This is a genomic window from Nonomuraea sp. NPDC049480, from assembly GCF_044465905.1.
Lineage (GTDB): Bacteria > Actinomycetota > Actinomycetes > Streptosporangiales > Streptosporangiaceae > Nonomuraea.
On record NZ_JBITMD010000031.1, the window covers coordinates 117,653 to 129,079 of the forward strand.

The 11,427-nt window shown below is 68.9% G+C and carries 9 protein-coding genes and 1 pseudogene; 3 read left to right on the forward strand and 7 right to left on the reverse strand.

All coding sequences use genetic code 11. The annotated features are described in order from the left end of the window. Window positions 1-90: 90 nt before the first annotated feature. The 6 genes and pseudogenes from ACIBX3_RS51670 to adhP form a co-directional block, all read right to left on the reverse strand. Window positions 91-1,923, reverse strand: a pseudogene (locus ACIBX3_RS51670) (penicillin acylase family protein); the annotation flags it as partial. Between the two features lie 388 nt (window positions 1,924-2,311). Then, a complete protein-coding gene (locus ACIBX3_RS51675; RefSeq protein WP_397128131.1) occupies window positions 2,312-3,061 on the reverse strand; it encodes a DUF2249 domain-containing protein in 750 nt (249 codons plus the stop codon). Window positions 3,062-3,084: 23 nt separating this feature from the next. Then, the gene (cysK, locus tag ACIBX3_RS51680; RefSeq protein WP_397128132.1) at window positions 3,085-4,527 is read right to left on the reverse strand and encodes a cysteine synthase A; all 1,443 of its coding nucleotides are present in this window, start codon (window positions 4,525-4,527) and stop codon (window positions 3,085-3,087) included. A gap of 59 nt (window positions 4,528-4,586) precedes the next feature. After that, window positions 4,587-4,805, reverse strand: a complete 219-nt coding sequence (locus ACIBX3_RS51685; RefSeq protein WP_397128133.1) for a hypothetical protein — start codon at window positions 4,803-4,805, stop codon at window positions 4,587-4,589. 95 nt (window positions 4,806-4,900) lie between these two features. Then, window positions 4,901-5,350, reverse strand: coding sequence for a hemerythrin domain-containing protein (locus ACIBX3_RS51690; RefSeq protein ID WP_397128134.1), 450 nt, complete (start codon window positions 5,348-5,350; stop codon window positions 4,901-4,903). 22 nt (window positions 5,351-5,372) lie between these two features. Next, window positions 5,373-6,383 (reverse strand): alcohol dehydrogenase AdhP, encoded by a 1,011-nt coding sequence (gene adhP / locus ACIBX3_RS51695; RefSeq protein ID WP_397128135.1) that lies wholly within the window; start codon window positions 6,381-6,383, stop codon window positions 5,373-5,375. A 219-nt stretch (window positions 6,384-6,602) separates the two neighbouring features. On the opposite strand from adhP, the gene ACIBX3_RS51700 reads away from it, so the two are divergent. From ACIBX3_RS51700 to sulP, 3 genes are all read left to right on the forward strand, one after another. Next, on the forward strand, window positions 6,603-7,319 hold the full coding sequence (locus ACIBX3_RS51700; RefSeq protein ID WP_397128136.1) for a CBS domain-containing protein: 717 nt from the start codon (window positions 6,603-6,605) through the stop codon (window positions 7,317-7,319). A 124-nt stretch (window positions 7,320-7,443) separates the two neighbouring features. Then, on the forward strand, window positions 7,444-8,907 hold the full coding sequence (locus tag ACIBX3_RS51705; RefSeq protein WP_397128137.1) for an anion permease: 1,464 nt from the start codon (window positions 7,444-7,446) through the stop codon (window positions 8,905-8,907). 54 nt (window positions 8,908-8,961) lie between these two features. Next, entirely contained in the window at window positions 8,962-10,620 is a 1,659-nt protein-coding gene (gene sulP, locus ACIBX3_RS51710) for a sulfate permease (RefSeq protein ID WP_397128138.1), read from the forward strand. Between the two features lie 4 nt (window positions 10,621-10,624). On the opposite strand, the gene ACIBX3_RS51715 is transcribed toward sulP, so the two are convergent. Next, window positions 10,625-11,305, reverse strand: coding sequence for a WS/DGAT domain-containing protein (locus ACIBX3_RS51715; protein WP_397128139.1), 681 nt, complete (start codon window positions 11,303-11,305; stop codon window positions 10,625-10,627). Between the last annotated feature and the right edge of the window lie 122 nt (window positions 11,306-11,427).

Consider the following 11,427-nt stretch of genomic DNA (forward strand, 5'->3'; position numbering starts at 1 on the left):
GTTAGCCTCCGTGGCCTTGTTCTTGCCTGGCGCCTGCTGCCGGTGTAGTCGCTTGAGGAAGTCTCGCCACAGGACGGCGCCGCGGCTGTCCAGCGTGCTGCGGCCGTCCCAGGCCGACAGCGTGTCGCAGGCGGCGCGTACGTTGGTCCGCTTGCCGTTGGTCGTGGTCAGGATGGGGTGGGTACGGCAGAGCGCCGCCAGGTCGGCGCGGGCGAGTTCGGCGCTGTGGTTGCGGTCGCCCAGCATGGTGGCTTGCAGGGTGTCCAGAGTGAACTTGGATGGGCCGAATTCATCGTCGCCTGTCAGCCGCTGTTTGATCATGTTTAGGCCGAGCCGCGCGCGTAGCCCGGGGTCGGTGCCGCTGGGCCCGAAGATGCGCGGGTAGCCGATGAGCGGAGCCGCTGGGTTCGTCAACCAGGGGCTGTTGTTGGCGTTGGCCACATAGTCGGAGCGAGTCAGCTTCGGGTAGCCGGCCGGGCCGAAGATTCCGGGCTCGATCGCGTCGGAGTCCGTGCCCCAGCCGCAGGCCGAGGTCGAGCCGTCCAGGATGAACGTTCCCGGATGTCTCGCCTTGCCTTCCGGCGTGCTGACACAGCGTGCGGCCAAAGCGTCGGTGACGTGGGGAACGACCGAGGCGTCGGCGAAGTAGGCCGTGCCGCCGATGTCGGTGGTGATCGTGTAGGTGAAGGGCAGCCCCTGGTAGGTGTTCTGCGCGGTCCGGAGCTGGGTGAGGTCTTGCGCGGCGCCCATCGCGAGCCATTGGTTCATGGAGCGCAGGTTCTCGGCGTTGGCGTCGGCGAGGGCGAAGGCGGTCTTGGCCGTCCAGCCTGTGGCCAGGACCGGGCCGTAACGCGAGGTGTAGAGGGTGCGGGTGACAGCCGACGGTTTTCCCCCGGCGCCGCGGACGGTGACGGTGACCTCCTGCTGTTTCATCGGCTCCCGACGGCCGTCGACCAGGTAGCTCGTGGGCTCACCCGGCACGAGGGCAAGCTGGTAGAGGGTGAAACGCCGGGCATGGGAGACCGTGTGGGTCCAGGCCAGGCTGGCGGTGTGGCCGATCTGGACCACAGGTGTGCCGTACAGGCCGGCCCCCGACACGTCCAGTTTGCCGGGGATGGTCAGGTGCACCTGGTAGAACCGGCGGCTACCGGTCCACGGATAGTGCGGGTTGGCCAACAGCATGCCATGACCGCCGCGGGCCGCCTGCCTGCCCAGGGCCCAGCCGTTGCTGCCGAGACGGGGCGAGGTGCTCTGCGTGGGTGCCCTGCTTGTCGCAGCGGCTCCGGCCGCGGGCGGCGCCGCCCTGGCGATGGCCTCCTTGAAGGTCCCGGTTCCGGCCTCCCGGTTGATGTCCAGCACGCCGCTCCAGATGTCGAGGGAGGTGATCGGGACCACCCAGTCCTTGCCTCTGCAGGACGGGTCCGGCAGCCGGCTCACTCCCGTCTCGCGCAGGTAGCGGTTGTAGCCCGCGACATAACCGTCCACCATCTGAAGCAGTTCCACGGTTGGGCCCAGCGGTGGCCGACGCGCCATCAGTCGCTGAACGATGCCGGAATCTCGGACACCGCGGTAGTAGACGTCCTCGGCCACGGTGGCGTCGTCCCCTGCCACGCCGAAATACCGGGAACGCTCACCCCGCAGCGTCACCACGTGCGCGGCCATGGCACAGAGATTGTCCTGCGCGAAGGCGTATCCGTAGCCGTAACCCAAACTCCCGTGATCGTCGGCGAGGATGTGCGGTATGCCGTACTCGGTCCGCCGGATCTTGGCGACATAGCCATCACCGCTCGTCACCGGCGTCCGCACCTGCACCACCACGACCACGACCGTGATGGCCAGGCAGAGCGTGGCCGAGACGGCCATCAGCCGCCATGGCCGGATAGGGCTGAATCCCCGACGGGAAGAGGTGGCTCCCGCGTTCATGAGAACGGGCCCTCACCGTATCCCCAGGTGCCAATCCTCGGTGACACGCCCGTGCGGTGCCGGTGATGCTCCAGTCGCAGGCCGTTCAGTTGCACGGTGATCTGCCCCGTGCTGTTCAGAGTCATGACAGGAAGCTAGGACAGCGGTATCTGTCGCGACATCCATCCCTGGATGCAAGACCGCGGCCATCTCATCCCAGGGATGTACGAACTCAGTTCGGCGTCAGTGCCTTGACAGATATGACGTTGAGGCCCGAATGACATTCCTCTTAGTGAGAATCTCGATCATGAGGGGACCGCGTCGGTGGGCGACCCGGGCCGAGGCAGCCGGGTCGCGCCAGCACCGCCCTGGTCTCTCTTGGAGCAGGCACCGCGGCGTAAACGGCCGGTCAGGGGCGGCCGATGCGGACCTTCCAGACCTCCGGCCCCGCGTGGAGGTAGTCCCAGGTGAACTCGCCGGGGTGTTCGGCGGCGAACTGATAGTAGAGCGGCTTGGGATCGTGGTCATTGATGAGTACGAACGCTGTGCCCGTTGACAGCTCCTCGTACGTGGCGAAGATCTGCTCGTGACGCTGGGCCGGGATCAGCCGGCGGACGTCGAGTTCGGCCACGGATGTGTCCGCCACGTCCTGTGCGCCGCCGCATCCGCAGCAGGAGCCGGCCGCCTGCTCGCCGAGAATCTCGTGGGCGCCGCCGAGCAGGGCCGCCAGATCGACGTCGTGGGCGGCGAGGGCGGGCAGCAGGACGTCGTTCTCCTTCTTCAAATGTGCCTGGAACAGGGCGTTGAGTGCGGACGACGCGCTCACGATCTCGCCTGGGGTGGTTGCCGCGGCCAGCTCGGCGACCAGCCTCTGCAGGGTGGCGTGCTCGTCCCGCATCACCCGTACCAGGAGCTCAGTGTCGGGGAGGCCTGCCGCGGCGGCGTACAAAGTCTGCTCCTCAGCGGCGGCATGTGGCAGCACCTCGTCGGCACAGAACGCCGTCAGCACCTTCTGCCGGGCCGCCGGGGACATCAGCCGGTCGATCGAGCGGGCGATGGTCACGGCGTGGTCGGACATCGTACGGCCGAGCTGGTCGTGGTGGGCGCGGATTCGTTCCAGTACGGCGGCTTGGCTGCTTGTGCCGGCGTGGATGGTCATGAAAAGGATTCCTCCTGTCGTTTCTACTGCGTGAAGAGCGGTGTGCTGAGGTAGCGCTCGCCGGTGTCGGGCAAAACGACCACGATGAGCCGGCCGTCGTTTTCCGGGCGGGCGGCGACGGCGGAGGCGGCGTGCAGGGCCGCGCCTGCGGAGATGCCCGCGAGGATGCCCTCGGTACGGGCCAGCCGCCGCGCCGCGTCCCGGGCCTGCGCCACGTCCACGCGCACCACCTCGTCGTAGACGGCGGTGTCCAGCACCTCGGGGATGAAGCCGGCGCCGATGCCCTGGATCCCGTGCGGTCCCGGGGCCCGGCCCGACAGCACCGCGGACTCGGCGGGCTCAACGGCGATCACGCGTACCTGCGGCTTCTTCTCGCGCAGGAAGCGGCCCACGCCGGTGATGGTGCCGCCGGTGCCGACGCCGCAGACCAGCAGGTCGATCTCGCCGCCGGTGTCGGCCCAGATCTCCTGTGCGGTGGTGCGAAGGTGGATGTCGGGGTTGGCGGGGTTGGCGAACTGCTGGGGCATGAACCAGCCGTGCTCGGCGGCCAGCCGCTCCGCCTCCGCGATCGCACCTTTCATGCCGAGCGCGGCTGGGGTGAGAATCAGCTCGGCGCCGTAGGCGGCCAGCAACGCCCGCCGCTCTAGGCTCATGCTTTCCGGCATGGCGAGCGTGAGCCGGTATCCCTTCGCGGCAGCCACCATGGCCAGCCCGATGCCGGTGTTGCCGCTGGTGGGCTCGACGATGCGGGCGCCGGGGCCCAGCAGGCCGGCGTCCTCGGCGGCCTCGATCATGGCGTGGGCGATGCGATCCTTGACGCTGCCACCCGGGTTGGCGGACTCCAGCTTGGCCGTCAGGCGGGCAGGCAGGGACGCGCCGAAGCGTGACAGGTTCACCAGCGGGGTTGAGCCGATGAGGGACAGGACGTTGAGGTGGATGGAGGGCATCGGGTCTCTCCTGATGACGGTTGAGGTAGGTGCGGGTACACGGCCGCCCGCGGGGACGTCGGCGAGCACCAGGGCGTGGGCGCCGATCGAGGCGTCGTCGCCGACGTGGACGCGGCCGAGGATCGAGGCGCCTACGCCGACGGTGACCCGGTCGCAGATGACCGGGTGGCGGGGCGTGCCTTTGGCGTCGGATCGGTGGCCGCGGCCGCCCAGCGTGACGTGGTGGTAGAGGGTGACGTCGTCGCCGATGACGGCGGTCTCCCCGATGACGACGCCCGCGCCGTGGTCGATGAACAGCCGCCGTCCGATGCGGGCGCCCGGGTGAATCTCGATCCCGGTGAGGGCACGGGCGAGCTGCGAGATCAGGCGGGGCAGAAACGGCATGCGGCGGCGATGCAGCCGGTGGGCCAGGCGGTGGATCCAGACCGCCCAGACGCCCGGGTAGAGGATGGCCTCCAGCTTGTGATGGCCGTGCAGGGCGGGGTCGCGGCGCGTGGCCGCGCGAAGGTCTTCGAGCATGAGGGTGATGTCCGTCCGTGTCGTCGGTGACGAGTGCCGCAGGGGCCGCTATGAGCGGATCAGGCCGCGGGACAGTGCTCGTCGAAGACGCGTCGGACGTGGAAGCCGGTCATGGGGGTCGCGAAGCCGGCGATCTGAGCCTGCGGGGCGGACGGGCGGCGAGTCTGGGGATGGGCTTTCACAAGGACGACTCGCCGCCCGTCAGGATGCAGGCCCGTCATGGGCGCCACCGGCCGCGTGCGAGGAAGGCGGCGGATCAGGTGGCGCTCATCGGACATATCGAAACGGTAGATCCGAAGCCGGACCCGCCGTCACGGCCACAGGTCACCTTCCCGGAAGGACTTTGGACCTGTCTTCCGGGGCCGTTCGGCCCTCAAGGAAGCACGGCCGGGGACTGCTCGGGCGTGATGCGGTCCCAGGCGGCGAGCGGCAGCATGATGACGGCGGCCGGGAACAGCCCGTGTTCTTCGTGGTCGATGTGCTGGTGCAGCCGGTCCAGAGCCTTGAGTACGGCGGGCCAGTCGGGCGCGGCCGTGTCGGTCGCGCCGAGCACGCCGTGGATGTCGGCGTGCTCGGCGCAGAGCCTTTCCACCTCGTCGGCCAGCGACCCGTCGGCGCGCAGTTCGGCGAACAGCCCGTTCTGCTCGATGGCGGTGTGCGGGATGAGCCGGGCGATCAGTTCGTCGAGCAGGGCCGTGGCGTCGTCGTGCCTGGCCTCGCCGATGGCGCGGCGCAGCGCTCCTGCGCACTCGGCGATGTCCCAGTGTTCCTGGGAGAGCCGGCCGATCAGCGGGAACTCTCGGCAGCCGCAGTAGTTGCACATGGTGCGATCCTTCCGGAGGCGGTCACATCTGGAAGACGAGGCGGGCGGGGACGGTGCCGGCGAGGACTTCGGCGAAGGACTGGTTGATGTCCTCGAGCTTGCGCGTTTCGTAGATGACCTTGGTACGTCCCTGGGCGTGGAGCGTGAAGACCTCGGCGAGGTCGGCGCGGGTGCCGACGATGGAGCCGATGACGGTGATGCCGCCGAGCACGGTCTGGAAGATGGGCAGGCTCATGGCGTTGTCCTTGGGCAGGGAGACCAGCACGAGGCGGCCGCCCCGGCGCAGCGAGGCGTGGGCCTGCTCCAGCACGCGGGGGCTGGCGGCCAGCACGATGGCCACGTCCACTCCGCCCAGCGCCTTGATCTCCTCAACCGGGTCGCTGGTGGCGGCGTTGATCGTGTGCGTGGCGCCCAGTTCCCGAGCCAGCTGCAGCTTCTCTTCGGTGACGTCGACTGCGACGGTCTGCGCGCCGAAGATCTGTGCGTACTGTTGGGCGAGGTGCCCCAGTCCGCCGATGCCGAAGATCGCCGCTCGCTCGGACGGGCGCAGTCCGGAGACCTTGACGGCCTTGTACGTGGTCACGCCCGCGCACGTCAGCGGCGCGGCCTCGACGGGGGACACCCCGTCGGGGACCGGGACCACGTAGCCGGCGTGGGCCACGGCATACTCGGCGTGCCCGCCGTCGAGGGCGTAGCCGGTGTTCTGCTGGGCCTCGCACAGGGTCTCACGGCCGCTGACGCAGTATTCGCAGGTGCCACAGGCGTAGCCGAGCCATGGGATGGCCACCCGCTCACCCACCTTGCGGCCGGTCACCGCCGAGCCGATCTTCTCGATGATCCCGACGCCCTCGTGCCCCGGCGTGAAAGGCGGGGACGGCTTGACCGGCCAGTCTCCATGAGCGGCGTGGATGTCGGTGTGGCACAGGCCGCTGGCCTCGATCCGGACGAGCACCTGGTGCGGCTCTGGTTCGGGGACGGGCAGCTCCTGGATCTCGAGGGGCTTGTCGAAACCGGTCACGACGGCAGCGCGCATGCTCTTCACTCTCCTTTGGTCCTGCGTCCACCGTCGCCGATGAGGCGGCTCGGGAATCAGGGCCGAAAGTCCCGCTCTGGATGGCCGTCCGTCCCCAATGCCAGGGGCCCTAGCGCGGAGAAGCACCCTGACCAAAGCTCCGGCAGGAAGGACTTCCGGCCCTATAGGCGTGCTTCGGCGCGGTGGTGCGATGTGCTGTGCAGAGGAAGGAGGATCCCGATGGTGTGGATCAGTGTGAGAGACGTGATGACCACGCACGTGGCCTCGGTGAAAGCGGACACGCCGTTCAAGGACGTCGCCGAGTTGCTCGTGCGGCGCGGGGTCAGCGCCGTGCCCGTGCTGGAAGAAGACGGGCGGGTCGTCGGCGTGGTGTCGGAGGGGGATCTGCTGCGGAAGGAGGAGTTCCGGGAGGAGTACTACGGGGAGGGCTACCGGCCGCGGCTGCGTGCCCGGTTGCGCCGCAGGCTGGCCGGGCGCGCCGAGGATGGTCAGGAGAAGGCCGACGCCGCCACGGTGGCCGAGCTGATGTCGGCGCCGGCGGTGACGGTCGCGCCGGACGTGTCCACCGTGACGGCTGCCCAGCTCATGGACATCCACGGCGTCAAGCGCCTGGTCGTCGTGGACGACGACGGGCATCTGATCGGCATCGTGAGCAGGCGCGACCTGCTCAAGGCGTACGTGCGCGACGACGCCGAGCTCAAGAGCTGGGTCGAGGAGGCCATCCCCGAGCAGGCCAGATGGAACGACCGGACCGGGATCGTCGTGCAGGTTCAGAACGGCATCGTGACGCTGTCCGGCTTTACCTCCACCCGCACCGAGGCGGAGGCTGCCGTGCACATGACGAAGGGACTCGGCGGCATCGTGGACGTCCGTGAGAACCTCGTCTGGGAACGGGACGACCGGCTCGAGCTGCCGCTGATCTGGGACCGATCTTGAGCGGGATGCATGGGTCCAAAGACCTTGCTGTTGGTGACTTTCGCATCAAGCGCCCCAAAGGTCTGGGGGCCCACACTGGCCACGCAGCCCGAAACCCCTGATCGGCTGTGATGGGAGAAACATCATGCTACGGCCCCAGCCGAAGAACCCCCCGAGCCCAGTATCGGCCGAACGAGGCGGATGGTGGTGGACGGCTCTGCGCTGGGCCGTACCCGTCGCCGCCGGACTGACCATTTACCTGCTGCCGCAGCCTGAAGCCGTCAAACCGGGCGGCTGGGCCGTGCTGGCCATCTTCGTCGCCACCGTGCTCGGACTGATAGCGCAGCCGATGCCGCTGGCCGCGGTCGCGCTGACCGGGCTGGCCTTTACGATGGTCGCCGGTGTCCTGGAGCCGGCGGTCGCGTTGAGCGGGTTCGCCGAGCCGACCATCTGGCTGATCGTGGCCGCCTTCTTCATCTCCATCGCCGTCACCAAGACAGGACTCGGACGGCGGGTGGCGCTGTGGTTCGTGGCCATGCTGGGAAGGCGTAGCCTCGGACTCGGCTACGGCTTGGCGCTGACGGATCTGGTCCTGGCGCCTGCCACGCCCAGCAATACCGCCCGCTCCGGCGGCGTGCTGTATCCGATCATCACCTCGCTGAGCGAACAGGCCGGCTCACGGCCGGACGGTGAGACCCGCCGCCGGCTCGGCGCCTACCTCACGGCGACCGCGATGGGCGTCAACGTGATCACCAGCGCCATGTTCGCCACCGCGATGGCCGCCAACTCTCTGGTGCAGAAGTTCGCCGGTGAGCAGGGCGTCGAGATCAGCTGGCTGACGTGGACGGTCGCCGCACTCGTACCTGGTCTCATCGCGCTCGCCGTGATCCCGGCGGTGCTGTACAAGGTGTTTCCCCCCGAGCTGCGCGATACCCCTGAGGCGCCCCGGCAGGCGCGTGCCCAGCTGGCCGAACTCGGCCCGATGTCCCGTCCAGAGTGGATCATGGCGGGCGTGTTCGTGATGCTGCTGACGCTGTGGTCGCTCGGCAGTCAGCTCTGGGCCCTGTCGGCCACCGCCAGCGCGTTCGCCGGCGTCGCGGTGCTGCTCATCACCAGGGTGCTGACCTGGAACGATCTCGCCGGCGACAAATCGGCGTGGACCACTCTGACCTGGTTCGCGGTCCTGGTGATGATGGCCGGGCAGTTGCAGAAACTCGGCGTCGTCGGCTGGTTCAGCACCTCCATCACCGGGGCTGCGGGAGGCCTGTCGTGGCAGGTCGCGTTCGTCCTGCTCACGCTGGTGTACTTCGCCTCCCACTACGCCTTCGCCAGCAACACCGCGCATGTGGCCGCGATGTACGGCGCGTTCCTGGCCGCCGCGATCGCAACCGGCGCCCCGCCGATGATGGCCGCGCTGGTGCTGGGCTTCATCAGCTCCCTTTACGGCGGACTCACCCACTACGCCTCCGGTCCCGCGCCGGTTCTGTTCGGCGGCGGCTACGTGACGCTGACCGAGTGGTGGCGCAACGGCCTGGTCGTCGCCGGGGTCAACATCGCCGTCTGGATGGGCGCCGGCGCCGTCTGGTTCAAGATCCTCGGCTACTGGTAGGGATGGCGCCCTCCCCGGCGCTGGCACTGTTGCGGCGGTGCGACACTGACGGGCATGGTCACGTTCCTTCCGTACCGGCGCGAATGGCTGCGTGGCGACGTGCTGGCCGGGCTCACCGTGGCGGCCTACCTGGTGCCGCAGGTCATGGCCTACGCCACCGTGGCAGGGCTGCCGCCCGTGGCAGGGATCTGGGCCATCTTGGCACCACTCGCGCTGTACGCGTTGCTTGGCTCCTCGCGCCAGCTGTCCGTAGGGCCCGAGTCCACGACCGCACTCATGACCGCCGTCGCGATCGGACCGCTGGCGTCGGGTGATCCGGACCGGTACGCGACCCTGGCGGCCGGGCTCGCCGTCGCTGTCGGTCTGCTCTGCCTGGCCTGCCGGTTGCTCCGGCTCGGCTTCGTCGCCGACCTGCTGTCCCGGCCGATTTTGGTCGGCTATCTCGCGGGGGTGGCAGTGATCATGATTGTCGGCCAGCTCGGCAAGATCACCGGGGTGCCGGTGTCGGGTGACGGCGCCATCGCCGAACTGCTGTCGTTCTCACGAGGTCTGCCGGAGATCCATCCGGGGACCCTGCTGCTCGCGGCCGGAGTGCTGGCCTTGCTGTTCCTCACCCAATGGCGCCTGCCGTGGATTCCAGCTCCGCTGCTCGCCGTCCTCCTGGCCACCGCCTGCGTCACGCTGTTCGGGCTGGAGCGGTACGGCATCAAGGTGGTGGGGGAGATCCCCGCGGGCCTGCCCGCGCCCGCCCTTCCAGCGCTCGCCGACCTGCAGAATCTGCTGCTGCCCGCGCTCGGCGTGCTGTTGGTCGGCTACAGCGACAACGTGCTCACGGCACGGTCCTTCGCCGCCAAGCACAACCAGCAGATCGACGCCAACCAGGAGCTGCTCGCCCTCGGCGTGGCCAACCTTGGCGCGGGCGTTCTGCACGGGTTTCCGGTGAGCAGCAGCGGCAGCCGTACCGCCCTGGCCGACGCGGCCGGTGGCCGTACTCAGATGTACTCACTCGTCGCCCTGGCAGCCGTGGTTGTGGTCGTCCTGTTCGCTGGGCCGCTGCTGGCCGATTTTCCCACCGCGGCGCTCGGCGCCATCGTCATCTATGCCGCGATACGGCTGATCGATGTGGCCGCCTTCCGCCGGCTGGCGGCCTTTCGCCGCAGTGAGCTGCTGCTGGCTCTGGCCGCGTTCGCGGGGGTGCTGGTCTTCGACATCCTGTACGGCGTGCTGCTGGCGGTGGCTCTGTCGGTCGCGGAGATGCTGGCCCGGGTGGCTCGCCCGCACGACGCGATCCTGGGCATCGTCCCGGGACTGGCGGGGATGCACGACGTCGACGACTATCCGGACGCCCGGACCATTCCCGGGCTGGTCGTCTACCGCTACGACTCCCCGTTGTTCTTCGCCAATGCCCAGGACTTCCGGCGCCGTGCGCTGGCCGCGGTCGATGAGCACGAAGGCCCTGTGTCGTGGTTCGTGCTCAACGCCGAAGCCAATGTGGAGGTGGACACCACCGCGCTGGATGCCGTCGAGTCGCTGCGCGCCGAACTGGCCCGCCGGGGCGTCGTGTTCGCCATGGCCAGGGTCAAGCAGGACCTGCGGACCTCGCTCGACGCGTTCGGCCTGGCCGAGGCCATCGGCGAGGACTTCCTCTTCCCGACCCTGCCGACCGCCGTGGCGGCCTACGAGCAATGGCGGTCCTCATCCAAGGGCACGTGACGACTCAGCTGCGGGGGTGCGGAACGAGCAGCTGTCGGCTGAGGACCTCCATGGCGTTTTGGGCTCCCGCCTTGAACGAACGCAATTCGGATAAGCCTGGCGCGGCGTTGACCGTCATCGCCAGCGTGCCGGCATACGACATCACCGCCACGGCCATGGGCATCCCACCCACGAGCGGGGCGATCGGATAGGCCGATGTCAGGCGCAGATGGTCCAGCCACAGGGGCGTCGGCGGGCCCGGCACGTTGGTCACGTACAAATGGACACGTTCCCCGCCGTGCCGCCGCAGCCAGCGCATGCCGCGGCGCATGACGAACGGCGGGATGAGCGGCGAGGGGACCAGCTCGGCCTGGGAGCGGGCACGGGAGGCCTTGGCGGCGGTCGTCTGTTCCGTGATCCGGGCGAGCGTCAGGATCGGATCGGGCAGGTCCATCGGTACGGAGACGATGATCGGGGCGGTGCCCTGGCTGTTGTGCGTTCCGGGAGCAGGAGCGACCGGCACCGTCATCCTGAGCGTCCGGCCGGTGACGGGTTCGCCTGCTGTGGTGAGCATGTGCCTGATCGCAGCGGTGGCGACGGTCAGGGCCACGTCGTTCACTGTGGCCCCGAGCACGTGTCCGATGCGTGCGATGTCGGACAGCGGCCAGGTGATGGCCAGGAGTCCGCGGCGGCCGTCGCGGGCCACCGGCAGCGGGAGGGGAGTGACGTGGGTGGCTCTGGCGATCTTTGTGTGATGGCGTAACTGATAGTGAGCTTCAGCGAGCGCACAAGATGATCTTTCTCAGTAGGTCGAGCTTGGCTCGGCCG